Annotated in this window: 18 protein-coding genes and 1 pseudogene; 10 read left to right on the top strand and 9 right to left on the bottom strand. The window is 73.4% G+C overall.

Annotated elements, in window-relative coordinates; genetic code table 11:
* Window positions 1–48: 48 nt before the first annotated feature.
* Both ABZ371_RS01695 and ABZ371_RS01690 read right to left on the bottom strand, forming a co-directional pair.
* Window positions 49–1959, bottom strand: coding sequence for an AAA family ATPase (locus ABZ371_RS01695; RefSeq protein WP_358672584.1), 1911 nt, complete (start codon window positions 1957–1959; stop codon window positions 49–51).
* A gap of 374 nt (window positions 1960–2333) precedes the next feature.
* On the bottom strand, window positions 2334–2948 hold the full coding sequence (locus ABZ371_RS01690) for a hypothetical protein (RefSeq protein WP_358672583.1): 615 nt from the start codon (window positions 2946–2948) through the stop codon (window positions 2334–2336).
* Between the two features lie 232 nt (window positions 2949–3180).
* Here ABZ371_RS01690 and ABZ371_RS01685 point away from each other — a divergent pair, with 232 nt between their 5' ends.
* The 3 genes from ABZ371_RS01685 to ABZ371_RS01675 all read left to right on the top strand — a co-directional run bounded on the left by ABZ371_RS01685 (window position 3181) and on the right by ABZ371_RS01675 (window position 7058).
* Complete coding sequence (locus ABZ371_RS01685) at window positions 3181–4539, top strand: peptidase C39 family protein (protein WP_358672582.1); 1359 nt, start codon at window positions 3181–3183, stop codon at window positions 4537–4539.
* Between the two features lie 233 nt (window positions 4540–4772).
* The gene (locus ABZ371_RS01680) at window positions 4773–4931 is read left to right on the top strand and encodes an SCO1431 family membrane protein (protein WP_358672581.1); all 159 of its coding nucleotides are present in this window, start codon (window positions 4773–4775) and stop codon (window positions 4929–4931) included.
* Window positions 4932–5885: 954 nt separating this feature from the next.
* Window positions 5886–7058 (top strand): acyl-CoA dehydrogenase family protein, encoded by a 1173-nt coding sequence (locus ABZ371_RS01675; protein ID WP_358672580.1) that lies wholly within the window; start codon window positions 5886–5888, stop codon window positions 7056–7058.
* Between the two features lie 272 nt (window positions 7059–7330).
* Here the strand turns inward: ABZ371_RS01675 and ABZ371_RS01670 are convergent, their stop codons facing one another.
* Window positions 7331–7738: a hypothetical protein gene (locus tag ABZ371_RS01670; protein WP_358672579.1), complete on the bottom strand. Its 408-nt coding sequence runs from the start codon at window positions 7736–7738 to the stop codon at window positions 7331–7333.
* Between the two features lie 203 nt (window positions 7739–7941).
* On the opposite strand from ABZ371_RS01670, the gene ABZ371_RS01665 reads away from it, so the two are divergent.
* From ABZ371_RS01665 to fxsA, 4 genes are all read left to right on the top strand, one after another.
* Window positions 7942–8382, top strand: coding sequence for an Lrp/AsnC family transcriptional regulator (locus ABZ371_RS01665; RefSeq protein WP_358672578.1), 441 nt, complete (start codon window positions 7942–7944; stop codon window positions 8380–8382).
* A 66-nt stretch (window positions 8383–8448) separates the two neighbouring features.
* Entirely contained in the window at window positions 8449–10089 is a 1641-nt protein-coding gene (locus tag ABZ371_RS01660) for an amidohydrolase (RefSeq protein ID WP_358672577.1), read from the top strand.
* A 538-nt stretch (window positions 10090–10627) separates the two neighbouring features.
* Entirely contained in the window at window positions 10628–11395 is a 768-nt protein-coding gene (locus ABZ371_RS01655) for a polyprenol monophosphomannose synthase (protein ID WP_358672576.1), read from the top strand.
* Between the two features lie 125 nt (window positions 11396–11520).
* Window positions 11521–12120, top strand: coding sequence for an FxsA family membrane protein (fxsA, locus tag ABZ371_RS01650; protein ID WP_358672575.1), 600 nt, complete (start codon window positions 11521–11523; stop codon window positions 12118–12120).
* A gap of 232 nt (window positions 12121–12352) precedes the next feature.
* Here the strand turns inward: fxsA and ABZ371_RS01645 are convergent, their stop codons facing one another.
* The 4 genes from ABZ371_RS01645 to ABZ371_RS01630 all read right to left on the bottom strand — a co-directional run bounded on the left by ABZ371_RS01645 (window position 12353) and on the right by ABZ371_RS01630 (window position 15831).
* Window positions 12353–12727, bottom strand: coding sequence for an RNA polymerase-binding protein RbpA (locus ABZ371_RS01645; RefSeq protein ID WP_014044757.1), 375 nt, complete (start codon window positions 12725–12727; stop codon window positions 12353–12355).
* A gap of 264 nt (window positions 12728–12991) precedes the next feature.
* Window positions 12992–14356, bottom strand: coding sequence for an MFS transporter (locus ABZ371_RS01640; RefSeq protein WP_358672574.1), 1365 nt, complete (start codon window positions 14354–14356; stop codon window positions 12992–12994).
* Window positions 14357–14401: 45 nt separating this feature from the next.
* The gene (locus ABZ371_RS01635; protein WP_358672573.1) at window positions 14402–15166 is read right to left on the bottom strand and encodes a glycerophosphodiester phosphodiesterase; all 765 of its coding nucleotides are present in this window, start codon (window positions 15164–15166) and stop codon (window positions 14402–14404) included.
* Complete coding sequence (locus ABZ371_RS01630; protein WP_358672572.1) at window positions 15163–15831, bottom strand: hypothetical protein; 669 nt, start codon at window positions 15829–15831, stop codon at window positions 15163–15165. Before ABZ371_RS01630 ends, ABZ371_RS01635 begins: the two co-directional genes overlap by 4 nt.
* A 101-nt stretch (window positions 15832–15932) precedes the next feature.
* Between ABZ371_RS01630 and ABZ371_RS01625 the strand changes: the two genes are divergently transcribed.
* Window positions 15933–17432, top strand: a complete 1500-nt coding sequence (locus tag ABZ371_RS01625; RefSeq protein WP_358672571.1) for a PLP-dependent aminotransferase family protein — start codon at window positions 15933–15935, stop codon at window positions 17430–17432.
* A gap of 9 nt (window positions 17433–17441) precedes the next feature.
* Here ABZ371_RS01625 and ABZ371_RS01620 read toward each other — a convergent pair whose 3' ends face one another.
* On the bottom strand, window positions 17442–19091 hold the full coding sequence (locus ABZ371_RS01620) for a hypothetical protein (protein WP_358672570.1): 1650 nt from the start codon (window positions 19089–19091) through the stop codon (window positions 17442–17444).
* A gap of 37 nt (window positions 19092–19128) precedes the next feature.
* Entirely contained in the window at window positions 19129–19323 is a 195-nt protein-coding gene (locus ABZ371_RS01615; protein WP_031084656.1) for a hypothetical protein, read from the bottom strand.
* Between the two features lie 351 nt (window positions 19324–19674).
* Here ABZ371_RS01615 and ABZ371_RS01610 point away from each other — a divergent pair, with 351 nt between their 5' ends.
* The gene (locus tag ABZ371_RS01610; RefSeq protein ID WP_358672569.1) at window positions 19675–20067 is read left to right on the top strand and encodes an ankyrin repeat domain-containing protein; all 393 of its coding nucleotides are present in this window, start codon (window positions 19675–19677) and stop codon (window positions 20065–20067) included.
* Between the two features lie 238 nt (window positions 20068–20305).
* Window positions 20306–20845 (top strand): annotated as a pseudogene (locus ABZ371_RS01605) (HEAT repeat domain-containing protein); the annotation flags it as partial.

Genomic DNA, 20845 nt, shown 5'->3' with positions numbered 1-20845 from the left:
GCGGCGACGGGCCGCCGGGCGGTCACCCCGCCCGGCGGCCCGCCGGCGTCACAGGGCCCCCGGCTCCTGGGTGCCGCGGCCCGCCGGTCCGCGGCCGGACAGCACCTCGCCGTACGCCTGCATCAGGTCGGCCAGCCGCAGTGTCGCCAGATCCTCCCGGGACGGCGCGGCCGTGTACCCGGAGAGCCGCAGATCACGGTAGGCGCAGCTCTTCTCGTACAGCGTGCGCAGGAAGCGGCCGTTGCCCAGCTCGTCGATCCAGCCCTGGTCGACCACGTGCCCGCTGATGCTGCGCAGCTCGTCCAGGGACTCCTCGTCCCACGTGTCGCCGTTCTCGGCGGCCAGCACCTCGCCGATCGCGGTCAGCTCCAGAGGGCGGTAGCTGGGGAAGTCGACCCGTGTGGTGAAGCGGGAGGAGAGGCCAGGGTTGGCGGACAGCAGCCTGTCCATGCCCTCCGGATAGCCGGCCAGGATCACCACCAGGTGGTCCCTGTTGTCCTCGGCCCGCTTGAGCAGGACCTGCAACGCCTCGTCACCGTAGGCGTCGCCCTTGCTGTAGCCGGAGTTGGACAGGCTGTACGCCTCGTCGACGAACAGCACCCCGCCCAGCGCGGAGTCGATCAGCTCGTTGGCCTTCACCGCCGTCTGGCCGAGGAACTCGCCCACGAGGTCGGAGCGCTGCGCCTCCACCAGGTGGTCGCCCCCGAGCAGCCCGAGGGCGTAGAAGACCCGGCCGAGGATGCGGGCGACCGTGGTCTTACCCGTCCCGGACGGCCCGGAGAAGACGAAGTGCCGCTTCGGCGGCTGCACGGGCAGACCCTCCTCGGCCCTCAGCCGCGCCATGTTCAGCTGCGCCGACAGCGCCTTGACCTGCCGTTTCACCGGCTCCAGCCCCACCATGCGCTCGAGCTGCGCCAGCGCCTGGGCGAGCAGCGCCGGATCACTCGGCCCCGCCGGGAAACCGGAGTGCGCCTGGCCCCCCGGTGTCCCCGGCTCCGCGCGCGGCCCGCCGGGCCGGGGCGGGGACACGGTGGCTTCCGGCAGGTCCTGCGGGTCCCCGCCGAGCCAGGGGTCACGGCCGTCCACCAGGTCGGTGCCCAGCGCCGCCTCACCGTCCGGCTGCGTCTCCGCCGCCAGGCCGTCCGGGGCGAACCCGGTGAGGGACACCGCGGCGTACCCGGCGGCCTCGTCGTAGCCGTCGCCGTCGGAGATCGCCGCGAGCCGTGCGGAGGTGTCCATGAAGGCCGGGTCGACGCGGTGCACGGCCCGGTACAGGGGGAGCGCGGCCGCGCTGCGCCCGGTGCCCTCGTGCGCCCTGGCCAGCCAGTAGCGCAACTCCTTGCGCTGCGGCTGTTCGCTCCGGCAGCGCATCAGGGCGGCGGCCAGCAGGGGTTCCGCCTGCCCGTACATCTCCAGGCGCACCCGGGCCATGCCGCCGAAGAGGCCCGACTCTATGCCGAGCAGCGGATCGTCGACGAGCGGCTCGGTGGTGCGCACGAGCTGCTCCCAGTCCTTGACGAGGTAGGCCCGGCACGCGTGCAGGAAGCGGACCTGCGGATCCGCGTCGACCGGCGGAAGACCCGCCAGGGCGCGGTCCAGCTCCGGCACGTGCCGGCCGTCGAGCCAGTGCGAGGCGTGCGCGAGCAGCAGGTCGCGCGGGCTCTCCAGCAGCGGTTGCACCCACCAGCCCAGCCAGTACCAGGAGTTGAGCGGGCGGCGGTACCGGGCACGCTGCTCGCCGAAGCGGTCGCGATGGCGGTACATGCGGAGCAGCGCCGTGGTGGTGTCGATCCGCAGGGCGTGCAGGCCGAGCCAGCCGTCCGCCATGCCGGGGTCGACGCGCACCGCGGTCCTGAACTCCTCCTCGGCCTGCGGGTAGGCGCCCATCGTGTAGGCGTCCACCCCCCGCAGCCAGGCCAGGTCGGCCGGGGCCTGTGCGCCCTGCGTGCCGATGTCCATCAGGTCCCCCACAAACCGTGCCCCAGAATGCCTGCCCGCACAGCATGCCCATCGCGGCGATGCTAATCACCGTGCAGGGGGCGGGAATTGACCGCAGCGGGACGCAGCGTACCGGCGTGGGGAGTGCCTGGTTAAGTACGTTACCGGCGCTTGTGTGCCGGTGACCGACGGTGATCAGGGAGGCCCGTCCGGCGTCGGCGGAGGGAGGTGCGAGGGCAGAACGAAGCCCCCGATCACGGGGGAACAACCGGGGGCTTCGTGTCCGCGGGGCTCCGAAAAGCCGCACAATGAGAACGTAAGACCTGTACGGCCCCTCGGTCAAGCCGAGTTGAGGCACTTCCGGTACGACTTCCCATCGACCGGCAAGGCCGCCCTCATCCTTCACTCTCCGTGAGGTTTTGACTCGCCCCCGCTGTCGCGCGGGGCCCTTCCAGCCACTCGTACCCGTCCGGCTCCTGGCGGATCACCCAGTCCGCGAAAGGATGTGAGGGGTCGTCGGCGAAATGGCGCCGTTCCGCGACGGTCCAGCCGTCCCAGAACTCCGCCAGCGCCGGCCCGTCGCGCCGCCTGCCCCGCTGCCAGGACCGCTCCGTGTCCCCCTCCAGCCAGAGCAGGGCGGCGAGATACGGCCGCACGGCGGCCCGGCCCGCGCCCACGCCCTCGATCAGCACCACGGGCGCGGGCCGAAGGGTTCGTACCGTCCCGAAGCACCGGGCGGTCCAGTCGTACGGGGCGTAGCGCGCGGCCTCCCCGCGCGCGAGCGGCTCCAGGACCTGCGCCCGCAGGCGGTCCGTCCACCCGAAGAGCTCCTCGTGGGTGGCCAGGTCGTCCAGGTGCAGTACGGGCGCGTCGCCGAGCCGGGAGGCGAGCCGGCCGGCGAAGGTCGTCTTGCCGGAACCGGCGTGGCCGTCGACGGCGATGATCCGCGCGGGCCCGCAGGAGGGTGGCAGGGCGCGCAGACGGCGCGCGTGGTCCGCCAGGTCGTTCATGCCCCCAGCCTACGAGAGCCGGCTCGGCCGCCGGGGCCGGGCAGCGGTCCGGGGTGGCGCGACGGGGCGGTACCCGCGCCGCGTCCGCCCCCGGTTGCCTCCAGTGGCGCAGACCAATATTGCTCCGGCGGCACGGCCCGAATCGCTGGCAGGAACCGGTTCCCACCCGCGATAGTTGGCGCACCGATCGGCACCCGCAGCCCCAATCCGCCCACGACCGGGGGTCTCGCCCATGACCAGACCGACCACACGCAGGACCGTGCTCACCGCCGCGCTCGCGGCAGCGGCCGGGGCGGGCACGGCGGCCTCCGCCGGCCCCGCGGCGGCCTCCTCCCGCACCCCTACGACACCGGCGGCCGGCTCGCTCGTGGACAACCGCTTCTGGAGCACGTACACCGACTGGCGCTTCGGCGCCGCGGCCGGAACCCGCGCCGTCGCCGGACGGCGGCCCGGCCTGGTGATCGCCGCCCCCGCCGGCACCACCGAGTACACCGACCCGCACACCGGCACGACCGGTACGTGGGAGTACGCGACCTGGACCTCGCCGCTGCACCGCTCGACCGTCCGGGCGACCGAGGTGATCGCCTCCTGGAACGCCCGGACACCGGCGGGCACCTGGATCCAGGCCGAACTCCAGGGCCGCTACTCCGACGGCACGGACACCCCCTGGTACGTGATGGGGCGGTGGGCGGCGGGCGACACCGACATCCGCCGGACGTCGGTCGACGACCAGACCGACGGCCGGAGCACGGTCTGGACCGACACCCTGGCGGTGGACGACGCGGCGAGCGGGCTCCGGCTGGTCGCCCACCGGCTCCGGCTCACCCTGTACCGGACACCGGGCAGCGGGCTCACCCCGACGGTCCACCGGGTCGGTGCCATGGCCTCGGACGTCCCGGACCGCTTCACCGTCGACCCGAGCACGCCCGGGATCGCCCGGGAGCTGGTGGTGCCCCGCTACTCGCAGAACGTCCACGTGGGGCAGTACCCGGAGTACGACAACGGGGGCGAGGCCTGGTGCAGCCCCACGTCGTCCCAGATGATCGTCGAGTACTGGGGCCGCGGGCCCACCGCCGAGGACCTCGCCTGGGTGAAGCCGGGAATCGCCGACCCGCAGGTCTGCCACGCGGCCCGGTACACCTTCGACCACCAGTACGAGGGCTGTGGCAACTGGCCCTTCAACGCCGCGTACGCCGCCACCTACAAGGACATGAACGCGGTCGTCACCCGCCTCGGTTCGCTCACCGACGTGGAGCGGCTCGTCCGCGTGGGCATCCCGGTCATCACGTCCCAGTCCTTCCTGAAGGAGGAACTGACGGGCGCCGGCTACGGCACGTCCGGCCACCTGATGACCGTCGTCGGCTTCACGGCCGACGGCGACGTCATCGCCAACGACCCGGCCTCCCCGGACAACGACGCGGTCCGCCACGTCTACCGCCGGCGCCAATGGGAGAACATCTGGCTCCGTACGAAGCGGTACGACGCCAACGGCAAGGTCAGGAGCGGTACCGGAGGCGTCTGCTACCTCTTCTGGCCTGCTGACCTCTCCCCGGCACGGCACCTCGTCCTGCGGTCGCTCGGGTTGGCCTGACCGGCCGGGCACGCCCCCACCGCGCCCCGGTGGCGCTGTGGCGTCCGGCACAGCCGGCTCCCCGGCACACCGCTCCGTGCGGCCCGGATCCCGCGTGGCCGCGGGCATCCGGGCCGGCCGCGCGCCGCCCGGCCTCCCGACCGCAGTGACCTGCGTCTCTACCGCGTCGGCCGTCCCGCTGGCACTGTGGTCGGGTCACGGGGGACCCCTGCCGAACGACCGAGCGAGATGCCATGACCGCGACTGCCGCTGAGATCCTGAGCCGCGCCCGCAACGCACGCCGCGCCCGCACCGGCGGCCCGGACAACGGGCCGAAGCTGCTGGAGCACATCCTGGGCTGGACCCTCGTCGTCGTCCTCGCCATGTTCGTCACCCAGGCAGGCCTGATGTGACAGCCGCCCGTCCCCCGAGACGGGGACGGGCCCACGGGGCCCGACGGGGGAGGCGCGGGGCGCCCGCCCGGCACCCCGCGCCCCTACGGCCCCCGCCCGGGGCCGCGCACCCGCCGTGCCGTACGTCTACCCGCTACGGCCGGCCCTAGCGGGTGGCACCGGATCACCGTGGCCGTGTCGCCGCCGAGCTCCCTGGACAGCGCGCCGCCCGGACTCTCCGGGATCCCGCGACCCGTCCCACCGCGACGGCGGTCGGCGGCGCAGGCGGCATCGAGGGAGGGGCGCCGACCCGCGTCGAACCGACGGCGTGGCCGATGGGCGACGAGTCCGGTGTCGCGTCGCGTCCGGCCGCCGGGGCTGGGTTTCCACGTCCGCGTTCCTGACGCGGCCACGGGGCTCGTACGCACCCCCCGGCCGGTCACGTATCCGAGACCCCCGTCCCCGTGCACCGACGCCTGTGGGGGCGGCCTCCGCGGTCCGGCGTGCGCGGCCGCCGGGCGCGCTGCCGGCGGCGAGGTGCCCGCGGTGGTGACGCGCAGGGCCACGCGGCGCGCCGTCGAGGCGAAAGCGGTGAACGCACTCCGTGGGCGCGGGCGTGGTGAAAGCCGTTCGTGGTGACCCGTCGCGGGGGAGGGCCGCACGCGGGGTGCGGCCGGTCCTGGCCGGTACGGAAACGATCAAGTGCGGGCCGGCCGAGGGAGCACCGGAGCGGTCGGGCCGAGGGAGTGGACCAACTTCCAGGGAGACCCGGCTGCTTGCCCCCGGTGACGGGAGCGCTCCGATCGGGCATACTCGACCCGCCACAGCCGCTGGCCAGCGCCTCTCGTGATCCGAGCAGGGCAGGATCGGCTGGGATCCACACCTTTCCGGGGGACGCCCGGGACCACCCGGCGGCGCCGCGCACACCCCGCGCGTGCGACCGCCGCAACGCCCGACAGGGAGGAGAGCGCCGTCATGTCCGACAGTGCCCCGCAGCCGGTGGAACGCCGCCTGCCCACCGAGGAGTCCCGGCAGCTGGTCGAGCTCGTCCGCGACATCGTCGCCAAGGAGATCGCACCCCGGGCGGCGGAGGAGGAGGAAGCGGGCCGCTTCCCGCGCGCCGTCTTCACCCTGCTCTCCGAATCCGGCCTCCTCGGACTGCCGTACGACTCCGCGTACCAAGGCGGCGACCAGCCGTACGAGGTCTACCTCCAGGTGCTGGAGGAGCTGGCCGCCGCCCGGCTCACCGTCGGCCTCGGCGTCAGCGTCCATTCGCTCGCCTGCCACGCGCTCGCCGGATACGGCACCGAGGAGCAGCGCGCCGCCCACCTCCCCTCGATGCTCGCCGGCGGCCTGCTGGGGGCCTACTGCCTCTCCGAGCCGTCCTCGGGCTCGGACGCCGCCTCGCTGCGCACCAAGGCGGTGAGGGACGGTGACGACTGGGTCCTGACCGGCACCAAGGCCTGGATCACCCATGGCGGCATCGCCGACTTCTACACGGTCATGGCCCGTACCGGGGTGGAGGGACCCCGCGGCATCACGGCCTTCCTCGTCCCGGGGGACGCCGAGGGCCTCACCGCCGCCGTGCCCGAGAAGAAGATGGGCATGAAGGGCTCGCCCACCGCGCAGATGCACTTCGACGGCGTACGCGTCCGCGGGGACCGCCGCATCGGGGACGAGGGGCAGGGTTTCGCCATCGCCCTGTCCGCCCTCGACTCCGGGCGGCTGGGAATCGCCGCCTGCGCCATCGGCGTGGCCAGGGCGGCCCTGGACGAGGCGGTCGCCTACGCCACCGGGCGGCGCCAGTTCGGCCGTCCCGTCGCGGACTTCCAGGGGCTGCGCTTCATGCTCGCCGACATGGCCACCCAGATCGAGGCCGGCCGGTCGCTCTACCTCGAGGCGGCACGGCGCCGCGACGCCGGGCTGCCGTTCTCACGGCAGGCGGCGATGGCGAAGCTCTTCTGCACCGACGCGGCCATGCGGGTGACCACCGACGCGGTCCAGGTGCTGGGAGGCTACGGATACACCCTCGACTTCCCCGTCGAGCGGCTGATGCGCGAGGCCAAGGTGCTCCAGATCGTCGAGGGCACCAACCAGATCCAGCGCATGGTCATCGCCCGCCACCTCGCGGGTCCCGAGACGCGCTGACCCTCCGGGGCCGGTCGGACCGCACGGGCGTCGTCATGACCGGGTCCCACTCCTGGTCGTGGCGGCCCGGCAGGGACCGGCCCGCGCTCTCCCGACGGCGCGGCACCGCACGGTGGAGCCGGTGTGCCGGTCGTGGACGCGGTGGCCGGCCGACGCCGGGACCGGGCCCCTCGTCGCCGTCCGGCCGGCTCACGCGCCCGTTCCCCGGGAACCGCGTTCGCCGGCCGGCAGTCGCGGGTACGAACGCGGTCGGCGCCGCCCGGACCGGGGGCTCAGGCCGCCTGACGCCTGATCGGCGGGACACGCAGGGGCCGCGAGCCGGGCCCGCCGGCGTGCGAGAAGGGCTGCATCCGCCAGTCGAACCCCTGAGGCAGCGTCAGCAGCAGCGCCGTCTCCTGCTCCTGGACCTCCAGCGTCTCGTCGGCCGGCCGGGCCTCGGCAGCCGAGCGGCTCGTACCGGCGCACACGGTCAGGACGAACGGATTCCACGGCGTGGGGCACAGCGCGTGCTCGGGCAGGACGTCCTCATCCGGCAGCAGGGCGATCGGCTGCGCACAGTCCGGGCAGATCACCCGGTACATCTCGAACGTGTCGTACGCGTCAAAAGCGGTGTCCTCGTCGGAGACGGCGTACTCCACGGGATCCGGTTCGGTGCGTCCGGTGAGCCTGATGCTCTGCATGGGATGTTTCCCCCCTCGGATGGGCCGGCCAGGCGCCACGGCCTCGGCCACAGCAAGCACTTCCCGTGGGGGGCGGGCCGTAATCGCGGGTCCGTCGGCTACCGGCGCGTAGGTATGTGGTATTGGTCACATGCCGCTCGAAGGTGCCCCCACGAAGGCCTCGTGGCTGTGCCTGGGCCCGGCCGGGGCATAGGTTGATCCGCATGGAGGAGCTGGACCGTCAGATCGTGGAGTTGCTCGTCAGGGACGGGCGGATGAGCTACACCGACCTGGGCAAGGCCACGGGCCTGTCCACCTCGGCCGTTCATCAGCGCGTCCGCAGGCTGGAGCAGCGCGGGGTGATCCGTGGTTACGCCGCGGTCGTCGACCCCGAGGCCGTGGGCCTGCCCCTCACCGCGTTCATCTCGGTGAAGCCGTTCGACCCCAGCGCCCCCGACGACATCGCCGAACGGCTCGCCGACGTACCGGAGTTGGAGGCCTGCCACAGTGTCGCCGGCGACGAGAACTACATCCTCAAGGTGAGGGTCGCCAGCCCGTTGGAGCTGGAGCACCTGCTGACCCGCATCCGTTCGCTGGCCGGCGTCTCCACCCGCACGACCGTCGTCCTCTCCACCCCCTACGAGGCCCGCCCGCCACGCGTCTGAGGCACCCGGCGTCCCGTGGGAGGGGGCGCGGGCACGCGCCGGCCGGGCAGGCGCGAGACTGGTCCCATGACCGAGAGCACCGCCCCCCAGAGCGAAGACCGCACCGTGCTGCTGCGCGGTGGAGACGTCCACAGCCCCGCCGACCCGTTCGCGACCGCGATGGTCGTCGAACGCGGCCATGTCGCCTGGGTCGGATCGGAGGGGGCGGCGGACGCCTTCGCCGGCGGGGTGGACGAGGTGATCGACCTGGAAGGGGCTCTGGTCACCCCGGCCTTCACCGACTCCCACGTCCACACCACCTCGACCGGGCTCGCCCTCACCGGACTGGACCTCTCCGGAGCGCACACCCTCGCCGAGGCACTCGGCCGGGTGCGTGCGTACGCGAACGGGCACGCCGCGCAGCGGGTCGTCCTCGGCCACGGGTGGGACGCGACGCGGTGGCCCGAACAGCGGCCCCCCTCGCGCGCCGAACTGGACGAGGCGGCCGGCCGCCGGCCGGTCTACCTGCCCCGGGTGGACGTCCACTCCGCGGTGGTCACGACGGCCCTGCTGGACCTCGTCCCCGGCGTCACCGCGCTGCCCGGCTACCACCCCGAAGGCCCCCTGACCGGCGCGGCCCACCACGCGGTGCGCTCCGCCGCCCACGGCGCCGTCCCACCCGCCCAGCGTGCCGACGCCCAGCGCGCCGCCCTGGCGCACGCGGCGTCGCTCGGCATCGGGACGGTGCACGAGTGCGCCGGTCCCGACATCTCCGACGAGGAGGACTTCACCGGGCTGCTGCGGCTCGCCGCCGAGCACCCCGGCCCCCGCGTCTTCGGCTACTGGGCCGAAAGGATCGAGGACGCGAAGGGCGCCCGCCGCATCCGCGAACTCGGCGCCGCCGGAGCGGCCGGTGACCTGTTCGTCGACGGCTCCCTGGGCTCGCACACGGCCTTCCTGCACGAGCCGTACGCCGACGCGCCGCACGACGGCACCGCCCACCTGGACGTGGGCCGGATCGCCGCACACGTCACGGCCTGCACGGAAGCGGGCCTGCAAGCCGGCTTCCACGCCATCGGTGACGCGGCGGTCTCCGCCGTCGTCGCGGGCGTGCGGGCCGCCTCCGAGACCCTCGGTCTCGCACGCGTCCGCGCGGCGCGCCACCGGGTGGAACACGCCGAGATGCTCACCCCCGAGACGATCGCCGCCTTCGCGGAACTCGGCCTCACCGCATCCGTCCAGCCCGGCTTCGACGCCGCCTGGGGCGGCCCGGACGGGATGTACGCCCGACGCCTGGGCGCGGAGCGGGCCGCGACGCTCAACCCGTACGCGGCACTCCTGCGGGCCGGCGTGCCCCTCGCCTTCGGCTCGGACAGCCCGGTCACCCCGCTGGATCCCTGGGGGACCGTACGGGCGGCGGCGTTCCACCGGACGCCCCGGCACCGGGTCTCGGTGCGGGCCGGCTTCACCGCGCACACCCGGGGCGGCTGGCGGGCCGTCGGGCGCGACGACGCGGGGATCCTCGTGCCCGGAGCCCCCGCCGACTACGCCGTCTGGCGGACCGGCGAACTCGTGGTCCAGGCGCCCGACGACCGGGTCTCCCGCTGGTCCACCGACCCCCGCTCCGGCACCCCCGGCCTGCCGGACCTCACGCCGGGGGCCGAACTCCCGGTCTGCCTGCGCACGGTGGTCGCCGGACGTACCGTCCACCTGAGGCCGAACGAGTGACGTCGGCACCTTCCGTACCGCCGATCGAAGGCGGGCGTACTCCCGGGCGAGCCGGGCACCCCCGGCACTGACCTGCCCCTTCGAGCGGAAACCGCAGGTCGCACAGCTGTTGACAGGGAGCGCCCACCGGCCGGTAGGTTCTGCCGGGTCCACCACTGGACGTCCGACCGGTCAGACCTCCACGCAGTCGTCGAACGCCGCTGGGTCACGGGGTGGTGTGCCGCACCGGCGCACCACCACTGACAGCCAGGTTCAGCGCCCGCGCCCCGGGTGCGAGGGAAGGTCTCGTCCGGACGGCAGGTGCGACCCGGGTGGGGCCCGGAGGTTCAGTAGACAACGGCTTTCGGTCGACCCGCAGCCAGCGGGTCCCAGGTCGGCCCGAAGGACGCCGGGCCCCCATCCGCAGATCTGTCCGCAGTTCCGTCCTTCTGTCCGGTCGGGCCGGGGTCCGCGAGGCACCGGCTCGTGACCGTGCAGGAGTCCGGCCGCGATGTGCTGGATATGGTGTGCACCTGCGTACGGACTTTAAGGGGCAGTAGTGAACGACGGCGGTCAGAGGCAGTTCGGCCCGCTCGGCAGGGTCTTGGTGATCATTCCGACCTACAACGAGGCCGAGAACGTCAAGCTGATCGTCGCCCGGGTGCGCGCCGCCGTCCCGGAGGCGGACATCCTGGTCGCCGACGACAACAGCCCCGACGGCACCGGCAAGGTCGCCGACGAGCTCGCGGCGGCGGACGGCCACGTGCACGTGCTGCACCGCGAGGGCAAGGAAGGACTCGGCGCCGCCTATCTGGCGGGGTTCCGCTGGGGCACCGAGCACGAGTACGGCGTCCTGGTCGAGATGGACGCGGACGGCTCCCACCAGCCCGAGGAGCTCCCCCGGCTCCTCACCGCGCTCAAGGGGGCCGACCTGGTCCTCGGTTCGCGGTGGGTCCCCGGTGGCCGGGTGGTCAACTGGCCCAAGCACCGGGAGATGATCTCCCGCGGGGGCAGCATGTACTCCCGGATGCTGCTCGGCCTCTCGGTCCGGGACGTCACGGGCGGCTACCGCGCGTTCCGCACGCCGACCCTGGAGGGCCTCGGCCTCGACGAGGTCGCCTCGCAGGGGTACTGCTTCCAGGTCGATCTGGCCCGGCGGGCCGTCGAGGCGGGCTACCACGTCGTCGAGGTGCCGATCACCTTCATGGAGCGGGAGATCGGCGACTCCAAGATGAGCCGCGACATCCTCGTCGAGGCCCTGTGGCGGGTCACCGGCTGGGGGATCACCGGGCGGGCCAACAAGGTGCTGGGCCGTAAGAACTCCTGAGTCGCACCCGGTAGACCTCCGCCGCCGCCGACGGCCCCCGGGAGCCGCGCTCCGGCCTCCCGGGCGGGCGATCCCATGATCACCCCCTTACGCCGTGCCCACGGCCGGACAGGCACACTGGGAGCATGACGACCGGCACACCGCCCCAGAACCGTCCACGGCGCTCACGGGCGCGCACCCTCCTGCCGCTCGGCCTGGCGGCCTGGCTGGTGCTGGAGGTCTGGCTGCTGATCGTCGTGGCAGGCGCGGCGAACGGCTTCACCGTGCTGCTGATCCTCGTCGGCGGAGCCGTGCTCGGCGCCACGGTGATCAAACGGGCGGGCCGGAGGGCCTTCCGGAACCTGTCCGAGACGCTGCAGCGGACGCCGGGGCAGCCCGGTGCCCCGGGCGACCCGGTGGCGGCCCCGGCCGGCAGCGAGGGCAACGGCCTGCTGATGCTGGGCGGCCTCCTGCTGATGATCCCCGGCCTGATCTCCGACGCGGCGGGGCTCCTGCTCCTGCTGCCTCCCGTCCGCTCGGTGCTCGGCCGCTTCACCGAGCGCTCGCTGGAGCGCCGGATGCGCGCTACAGCGCCCGGCACCCTCTCGGACGCCTTCCAGCAGGCCCGCATGCGCCGGCCCGACGGGAAGGTCGTCCAGGGCGAGGTCGTCCGGGAGGAGGGCGCCCCGGCATCCGACCGCCCCGACGACAGCCCGGGCGGCCCGCGCCCGCCCCTGGCCCCCTGAGCACGGCGGTGCGCCGCGCCGACGGCGGGCCGACCCGTGCCGGGGGAGAGGCGGGCCGACGGAGCCCCCACCCCGGGAAGGGCGCGAGGAGCGGGGACGGATGGGCACGCGGGGAGCCCGTACCGCGGGACACGCGAAGAGGCGGTCTGGGGGACACGCGAAGAGCCGCGGACCGTGACACACGTTCTGTGTCACGGCCCGCGGCTCTTGCTCTGTGCTCTGTGCTGTGCGGTCAGGCAGACTTCCTGCTGTCACGCGGATGCACGGCGATGTTCATGGCTCCGGAGCGCAGAACCGCCAGCCTCTCGGCCAGCACCTCCTCCAGCTCCTCGCGGGTGCGCCGCTCCATGAGCATGTCCCAGTGCGTACGCGCAGGCTTGCCCTTCTTCTCCTCGGGGCCATCCCCGTCCACCAGGAGTGCCGTGGCGCCGCACGCCTTGCACTCCCACTCCGGCGGAATCTCCGCCTCTACCGAGAACGGCATCTCAAAACGATGTCCGTTCGGGCATGCGTACTCCACCGCCTGGCGCGGGGCCAGATCGATGCCGCGGTCCGTCTCGTAGCTGGTAACCACGAGTCGCGTGCCGCGGAGAGCTCGCTCACTCATGAATCGTGCCTCCCGGGCTTGTCGCCCACAGGACAGGTGTCGCTGTCGTCGTCATCCGGTCAACGTCCGGTCGGCGGTAAAGATTCCCGTTGCCGGTCATGCGTCGCCCGTCGTGCCGCTGCTTGGTCTGGGTTGAGTACCCACCGGTGCCCGGTTTGTCACCTGTGGTCGAAGTTGTCACCCAACGGTTCGGCTTCATCCCCACGCAGTAACGGTCCTCCGGACAGACCAAAGGCGTACACTACCGGCCTTTCACTTCAACACCTAAATCCTGGCCGGAACGGCGTTGCCCGCGGCGGCCACCGCGGCCCGTACGGGCACCCGTGCCAGCAACACGGAACCGAGCGCGAAGAAGACGACCAGGGACAGGATCGCGTCCCGGTAGCTCCCGGTGAGCTGGTAGCCCATTCCGAAGACCAGGGGGCCCAGCCAGCTGAGTCCCCGATCGGTCATCTCGTACGCCGAGAAGTACTCCGCCTCCTTCCCGCGCGGCACCAGGTGCGAGAACAGCGAGCGCGAGAGCGCCTGGCTGCCGCCCAGCACCAGGCCGATCGCGGCCGCCAGGGCGTAGAAGAACACCGGCGCGCCGGCGGGCAGCACGTAGGCGGCGGCCAGGATCAGGGTCCAGACGGCCAGCGAGGCGAGGATCGTGCGCTTCGCGCCGTACGTCCGGGCGAGCCGCCCCATGCCGAGGGCTCCGGCCACCGCGAGCACCTGGACGAGCAGCACCGCGGTGATCAGAGTCGTCTGGCCGAGCCCCAGCTCCTCGGAGCCGTACACCGAGGCCTGGGAGATCACCGTCTGGATGCCGTCGTTGTACACCAGGTAGGCGAGCAGGAAGGCGAGCGTCAGGGGATGGCGGCGCATGTCGCGCAGGGTCGCCGCCAGCTGGCGCCACCCGGAGCCCACCGCGCCCTCGCCGCCCGGGGCCGCCCGGCGGTCGCGCAGCCTGCGCAGCGGCACCATGGTGAAGGCACCCCACCACACACCGGCCGAGGCGAGGCAGACGCGCACCGCGTCGGACTCGGACAGGCCGAACGACGCGTGGCCCGTGTAGAGGACCAGGTTCAGGACGAGCACCAGCGCACCCGAGGTGTACCCGAAGGCCCACCCGCGCGAGGAGACCGCGTCGCGCTCCTCGGGGGTGGCGATCTGCGGCAGGTAGGCGTTGTAGAGCATCATCGACACGGATATCGACGCGTTCGCGACGACGAGCAGGAAAGCCCCCAGCAGATAGCGCTGCCCGTCCAGGAAGAACATGCAGGCCGTCGCCGTCGCACCCGTGTACGCGGCGGCCGCGAGCAACGGCTTCTTGCGCCCCGTGCGGTCCGCGGCCGCGCCCACCAGCGGCATCAGCAGCACGGCCACCACCATGGACGCCGACACGGCGTAGGGGAACAGCGAACCCGCCCGCACGGCTGTCCCGAACGGATGCACGTAACCGTCCGCGTCGGCGGCGGCCTTGGCCACCGACGTCAGGTAGGGGCCGAGGAAGACGGTGAGCACGCTGGTGGAGTAGACGGAGCAGGCGAAGTCGTAGAAGTACCAGCCGCGCTGCTCCCGCCTGCGGTCCGCGGCCTCCGTGGGCCGCTGCTCCGGATCGGCCGTTCCCGCGGTACCGGTGCTCACACCACGCCTCCCTCGCTCGTCCCCCGCGCACGCGGCGGGCCCGCGTCAGGACCAGGCGCCCCGTTCGCTCAGCACCGTGCGCAGCGTCCCGATGTGATCGGTCATGATGCCATCCACCCCGAGGTCCAGGAGGGCCGCCATCCGATCGGGATCGTTGACTGTCCAGACATGGACCTGGAGCCCGCGTGCGTGCGCCGTCCGCACGAAACTCCGGTCGACGATCCGGATGCCGTTCCGGCTCTCGGGCACCTGGGCGCACACCGCACCCGCGCGCAGCGCCGCCGGGATGCCGTAGGAGCGCAGCCGCAGGCCCAGCACTCCGCGCATCCCGTAGGAGGTGGCCAGGCGGGGGCCCGCGAGGCGGTGCGCGCGGGCCACCCGCCTCTCGGAGAACGACCCGACGCACACGCGGTCCCAGGCGTCCGTCCTGCGGATCAGCTCGACGAGCGGGACCAGCGCGGTGGCCGCCTTGACGTCCACGTTCCAGCGGGCTCGCGGGAACTCCTCCAGCAGGTCCTCCAACAGCGGCAGCGGTTCGCTGCCTCCCACCCTGGCCCGGCTCACCTCGCTCCACGGCAGGTCGGCTATCCGGCCCCGGGCGTCCGTCACCCGGTCCAGGGTCGGGTCGTGGAACGCGACCAGGCGGCCGTCCGCCGTGGTGTGCACGTCGGTCTCGAAGTAGCGGTAGCCCGCGTCGGCGGCCCGCCTGAAGGCGGCCACCGTGTTCTCCCTCCCGTCCGCCGCCCCGCCGCGGTGGGCGAAGGCGAGGGGTGCGGGATGGTCCAGATAGGGATGGAGCGCAGAGGTCACCGCGGAAGTATCGCCTCCCGCGGCGCCGGGCCGGTACCTCCCGGAGCGCCGCCCTCCTCCGCCGGAAGGGCGAAGACGCGCAGGAAGAACTGGGCGAGCGGCCCGATCGCCAGGGCGTAGAGCACGGTGCCGGCGCCGAGGGAGCCACCGAGGAGGAAGCCGGTCACCACGACGGCGACCTCGATCGCCGTGCGCACCAGCCTGATGGACCGCCCGGTGAGGCGGTGCAGGCCGGTCATCAGGCCGTCACGGGGCCCCGGACCGAAGCGGGCCGAGATGTACAGGCCCGTGGCGACGCCGTTCAGCACGATGCCGGCGGCCATGAGCGGGACCTGGGCCGGGAGCCCGTGGACGTCGGGCACGACGGCGAGCGTGCCGTCCATCGCGATGCCGACGGCGAAGACGTTGGAGACCGTCCCCAGCCCGGGGCGCTGCCTGATCGGGATCCACAGGAGGAGGACGACCGCCCCGACGCCGATCGAGACGACCCCGATCGAGATACCCGTCCGTTCGGAGAGGCCCTGGTGCAGCACGCCCCACGGCTCCAGTCCGAGGCCGGCGCGCACCAGCAGCGCCGAGCTCGCCCCGTACAGGGCGAGCCCCGCGTACAGGCAGCTCAGCCGCCGGGGGAGGCGTGTCCCGCTCCGCGCGGTGGTATCGGACAAGTGGTGCCCCCTGTGTGGTGATGGTGGACTGCTGCATGTCACTCTGTGGCGGGAGATTGGCATTCAACTACAGCCAATCCGAGGAAGGTGGACTGATTTCCATGGCCCAGTGGACTTCGACCGTCGGCGCGGGTCAGCTCGCCCGCCAGCTCCGGGCGCAGCAGCCCCGGCCCGCGGCGCCGGGCAGCCGGAAGCCCCCCGCCTACCGCGCGCTCGCCGACGGCGTGCGCCTGCTCGTCCTGGAGGGCCGGGTCCCGGTCGCCGCACGGCTCCCCGCCGAACGCGAGCTCGCGCTGGCCCTGTCGCTCAGCCGCACGACCGTCGCCGCCGCCTACGAGGCGCTGCGGGCCGAGGGTTTCCTGGAGTCACGGCGGGGCGCCGGCAGCTGGACGGCCGTCCCCGCGGGCAACCCGCTGCCCGCCCGGGGCCTGGAACCCCTGCCGCCGGAGTCCCTCGGTTCGATGATCGACCTCGGCTGCGCCTCGCTGTCCGCCCCGGAGCCCTGGCTGACCCGGGCCGTCCAGGGAGCGCTGGAGGAACTCCCGCCCTACGCGCACACCCACGGCGACTACCCGGCCGGGCTGCCCGCCCTACGGCAGATGATCGCCGAGCGCTACACCGGGCACGGCATCCCCACCATGCCCGAACAGATCATGGTCACCACCGGTGCCATGGGGGCCATCGACGCGATCTGCCACCTGTTCGCCGGACGCGGTGAGCGCATCGCCGTGGAGTCGCCCAGCTACGCCAACATCCTCCAGCTCATGCGGGAGACGGGCGCCAGGCTGGTGCCCGTGGCCATGGAGGAGGGCCTCGGCGGCTGGGACATGAACCGCTGGCGGCAGGTCCTGCGGGACGCCGCGCCCCGGCTCGCCTACGTCGTCGCGGACTTCCACAACCCCACCGGGGCCCTGGCGGACGAGCAGCGGCGCCGGGCCCTGGTGGAGGCCGCGCGCTCCGCCGGAACGGTCCTGGTCGTCGACGAGACCATGCACGAGCTCCACCTGGACGCCGATGTCGAGATGCCGCGCAGGGTCTGCGCCTTCGACCCGGCGGGCAGCACGGTGCTGACCGTCGGGTCGGCGAGCAAGGCATTCTGGGCCGGTATGCGGATCGGGTGGGTCAGAGCGGCGCCGGACGTCATCCGGAGCCTCGTCGCCGCTCGCGCGTACGCGGACATGGGGACGCCGGTCCTGGAGCAGCTCGCCATCAACTGGCTGTTGCGCACGGGCGGCTGGGAGCAGGCGGTGGCCCTCCGCCGCGAACAGGCCCGGGAGAACAGGGACGACCTGGTGCGCGCCGTGCGCCGGGAGCTGCCCGAGTGGGAGTTCGAGGTTCCGCGCGGCGGGCTGACCCTCTGGGTGCGCACCGGCGGCCTGTCCGGGTCGAGGCTGGCCGTGGCGGGGGAGCGGGTCGGCGTACGTGTGCCGTCCGGGCCCCGGTTCGGTGTCGACGGAGCCTTCGAGGGCTACGTGCGGCTCCCCTTCACCGTGGGAGGCCCGGTGGCGGACGAGGCGGCCCTCCGGCTCGCCGCGGCCGCCGCTCTGGTGGGCTCCGGGGCGGGTGCGGGAGCCGAGGTACCCCGGACGTTCGTGGCCTGAGCCTCCGCCTCACCCCTCGGCGGCGGCCGGCGCGGCGACCAGGGTGCCCGCGTCCGGGCGTGTGGCCGGGACGGCGTCGTCCTCGGGTGCGTCGCGCTCCACCGCGGCCGGGGCGGCTCCGAGGTCCTTCGCCGGCTCGTCCGCCGCCGCCCCCGGGGCACCGGGCAGCAGGTCGAGGACCGCCTGCCGGTGCGCCTCGCCGGTGGCGTCGTCGTACGGGTCAGGGGTCGCGGGCACCTGGAACCGCAGCACGGGCCCGGTGCCCAGCCTGGTGTAGCCGCGGCCCGGCGGCACGTCGGGGGTCGGGGTGGTGGGTGGCCGGCCGCCGAGCACCGCCTCGACCTCCTCGAGGGTCGCGGGGCCGAGGACGGCCCGGGCCCGGGTGTGGGTCCGTACCGCGTCCGAGAGGGCGTCGAGGGCGTCGAAGTGGTCGGCGACGACGACCGTCACACCGGCGGCCCGCCCGTGCCGCAGCGGTACCTGGAGCAGTTCCTGCGGGTCGCGCCCTCCGTCGGCCGCCGCCAGGTGCCCCAGTGCGCTCGGGCGGTCCAGCAGGATCCACAGCGGACGCCTGACGTCCTCGGGTTCGGGGTGGCCGGCCGCCCGGGCGCGGTCGGTGGCGATGAGCCGGCGCTCGGTCTCGTGCGATGCCCATTCGAGCGTCGCGAGGGCCCCGGCCAGCCCGCACTCCACCGCGAGGACGCCCTCACGCCCGGTGAGGAACCCGTACTCGCCGTGGCCGCCGCCCTCCACCACGAGGACGTCGCCGTTCTGGAGCGCCTGGAGGGCGAGGGAGCGGACCAGGGTCGTGGTGCCGCTGCCGGGGTGGCCGACGACGAGCAGGTGGGGCTCGGTGGAGCGGGCGCCGGTGCGCCAGACCACCGGTGAGGCGTCCCGGGTCGCGTCGCCGTCCCGCACCGGGACGGTGCGCCGGACCGCGTCCGCGTCGGTGAAGCCGAGCACGGTCTCCCCGGGGGCGGTGACGAAGCGCTGGGCGGCGATCGTGGTGGGCAGCGCGTCGAGCACCGTCATCAGGAGGTGGTTGTCCTCCTCGTTCCACGCGAAGTGGTACTCGCGGCCGCGGCCGCACTTGGCGTGCAGGACGTGTTCGACGCGGGCGCGCGAGGCCGGGTCGCCGTCCGGGAAGTAGGCGGGGTAGTCCACCCGGAGCCGGGTGAGGCGGCCGTCGCCGTCGAACGCGTACGACGTGCCGAAGGCCTTCTCCCAGTCGCCGCCGTGGGAGAACAGCGGATCGGGGTCCTCGGCCGCGCAGAAGTGCGGGACCAGCGCCTCGTACAGCGACTGGAGCCGGGCGGCTCCGGCCTCGCCGGGGCCGGCCCCCGCGGGGGTGCGCTCCCGGCCCCTCCACGCGGCGGCGCCCATCACCGTGACGAGGGCCAGCAGCGGCCCGTAGGGGATGAGCGCCACCACGAGGACGCAGGCCGCGGCGAGGAACAGCACGTGTCCGCGCCGGTCCATGGGCGTGGCGGCCCATCGCTGCCGCCCTGCTCCTGCCAGCAGTCCCAGACCGCGGGTGACCGTGATCAGCGGATGGAGGACGTCGGTGGCGCTGTCGGCGGCCGTGCGCGCCATCTCGCGGCTGCGAGTGATCGAAGCGCTGCCGCTGCGCAGGATGCGGGGGAGTGGTCGCCGGGCCACGTCGGTCTCCTGGAGTTGTGGGAACGGTCGTGAGGCGTCAGAACTTGATCCCGCTCAGCATGCCGGCGAGGCTCGCCCCGCCCGCCGTGATGCTCGGCGCGATCGCCGTACCGGCCAGGTAGAAGCCGAACAGGGCGCAGATGAGGGCGTGGGACGCCTTGAGCCCGTCCTTCTTGAAGAACAGGAAGACGATGATGCCGAGCAGTACCACGCCCGAGATGGAGAGGATCATGAGCGGTTCTCCTGGTTGAGGGGGACAGTCACCATGAGTACTTCCAGCATCACAAGATGTATCAATACGATAAAAGGTGCAATCGGGTGATGAGGGGTCGATTTCACCTGAACGGCGGTCGAAAAGTGGTTCCAGCGCGCCAGACGCGGTTCCGGGGACCGCTGTACCCAGGAGAAGGTCCGCCCCGCGGGGTGATCCTCCGCCGCGTCCGGGCAGGCTCGGGCCAGGCCCGGAGCAGTACCCTGTCGATTCACCCGTACGGCCCCGAGCCGTAACCCCCACCGGCCGGTCCGTCCTGGTCACCGGGCCAGGCCGCAACGGCCGTCACAGTCCTGAAAGGCGGTCCGTCCGATGAGCGAAACCCCCGATCCCGAGCTGGTCGAGCTGGCGACCAAGGTCTTCGACCTGGCCCGCCGAGGCGAAACCGACACACTCGCCGCCTACGTCGACGCAGGCGTGCCCGCGAACCTCACCAACGACCGGGGCGACTCCCTCCTGATGCTCGCCGCCTACCACGGGCACGCACCCGCCGTGAGCGCCCTCGCCGACCGGGGCGCCGACCCGGACCGGGCCAACGACCGGGGGCAGACCCCCCTCGCCGGAGCCGTCTTCAAGGGTGAGCGGGCCGTGATCGACGCACTCCTCGCCGCAGGGGCCGATCCCGCCGCCGGAACGCCCTCCGCGCTGGACACCGCGCGCATGTTCGGCAAGGACGACCTGCTGGAACTCTTCGGTGCCCGCTGAGACGCGCTCGGGGGCGCCGGATGACCGGTGCGCCGTAAATGTGGTCGCGTCGGCGAAATGGCTGGGTCATCATGACGTCGCGGGTCCGCTCAGGACCACCGACGAGAGGCAGAGGAAGATGAGCACCAGGCAGACGACGGCGATCGGCCGATCATGTTGCTGCGCGGCATAGTGCCCACCCGGCACTCGGAACAGCACAGTCCCGGTCGCGTCGACAGCTTGATGTGAGGCTTTCCCCATGTTCGATCCGTTCATAGCGCCGAGCGGCACCCTGCTCGGCCTGCTGCAGAGGGGCCGAGGCGACGGCACGCTCCACGCACTCGCCGCACCGCGCCCCGAGGCACTCGCGGCCCTCAACCACTGCGTCCTGAGCGATCCGCGTCACGACTGGCAGGTCGAGAACCGCTCCCTCTACTACGCACGCCTGTACCTCGATCTCGACGGCGGCACCGAAGAGATCGAGCGGCACCTGTGGGACCCCGAGGACCACCTCGACACCGACGACTCACGCACCGGCCTCGCGCTCGCCGTGCTCGGCCACCTCGCGTCCTACGGGCGCGACGACGCGCTCGTGCTCCTGCGGCGGTACGCCGCGACCGGCGCCAACTGGGCCTGGGCCCTGGACGAGCTCGCCCTGCGCGACGACGACGCCGGACTACGCTCGCTCGCCGAGCCGGTGCTCGGCCGATTCCCCGCCACGGCCCAGGGCGAGGCCGCACTCGCGGCGGCGGTAAGGGACGCCTACGAGCCGCGGCCCTGGCGGCTCTGGGCCGACGAC

It is taken from the genome of Streptomyces sp. NPDC005899 (assembly GCF_040629645.1).
Classification (GTDB): domain Bacteria; phylum Actinomycetota; class Actinomycetes; order Streptomycetales; family Streptomycetaceae; genus Streptomyces.
This window is presented reverse-complemented; position numbering and strand designations above follow the sequence as displayed.

Bases quoted from the DNA above. Each gene is read 5' to 3' on its own strand.
- ABZ371_RS01695 (WP_358672584.1), bottom strand. From the start codon at position 1,959: ATGGACATCGGCACGCAGGGCGCACAGGCCCCGGCCGACCTGGCCTGG.
- ABZ371_RS01690 (WP_358672583.1), bottom strand. From the start codon at position 2,948: ATGAACGACCTGGCGGACCACGCGCGCCGTCTGCGCGCCCTGCCACCC.
- ABZ371_RS01685 (WP_358672582.1), top strand. From the start codon at position 3,181: ATGACCAGACCGACCACACGCAGGACCGTGCTCACCGCCGCGCTCGCG.
- ABZ371_RS01680 (WP_358672581.1), top strand. From the start codon at position 4,773: ATGACCGCGACTGCCGCTGAGATCCTGAGCCGCGCCCGCAACGCACGC.
- ABZ371_RS01675 (WP_358672580.1), top strand. From the start codon at position 5,886: ATGTCCGACAGTGCCCCGCAGCCGGTGGAACGCCGCCTGCCCACCGAG.
- ABZ371_RS01670 (WP_358672579.1), bottom strand. From the start codon at position 7,738: ATGCAGAGCATCAGGCTCACCGGACGCACCGAACCGGATCCCGTGGAG.
- ABZ371_RS01665 (WP_358672578.1), top strand. From the start codon at position 7,942: ATGGAGGAGCTGGACCGTCAGATCGTGGAGTTGCTCGTCAGGGACGGG.
- ABZ371_RS01660 (WP_358672577.1), top strand. From the start codon at position 8,449: ATGACCGAGAGCACCGCCCCCCAGAGCGAAGACCGCACCGTGCTGCTG.
- fxsA (WP_358672575.1), top strand. From the start codon at position 11,521: ATGACGACCGGCACACCGCCCCAGAACCGTCCACGGCGCTCACGGGCG.
- ABZ371_RS01645 (WP_014044757.1), bottom strand. From the start codon at position 12,727: ATGAGTGAGCGAGCTCTCCGCGGCACGCGACTCGTGGTTACCAGCTAC.
- ABZ371_RS01625 (WP_358672571.1), top strand. From the start codon at position 15,933: ATGGCCCAGTGGACTTCGACCGTCGGCGCGGGTCAGCTCGCCCGCCAG.
- ABZ371_RS01615 (WP_031084656.1), bottom strand. From the start codon at position 19,323: ATGATCCTCTCCATCTCGGGCGTGGTACTGCTCGGCATCATCGTCTTC.
- ABZ371_RS01610 (WP_358672569.1), top strand. From the start codon at position 19,675: ATGAGCGAAACCCCCGATCCCGAGCTGGTCGAGCTGGCGACCAAGGTC.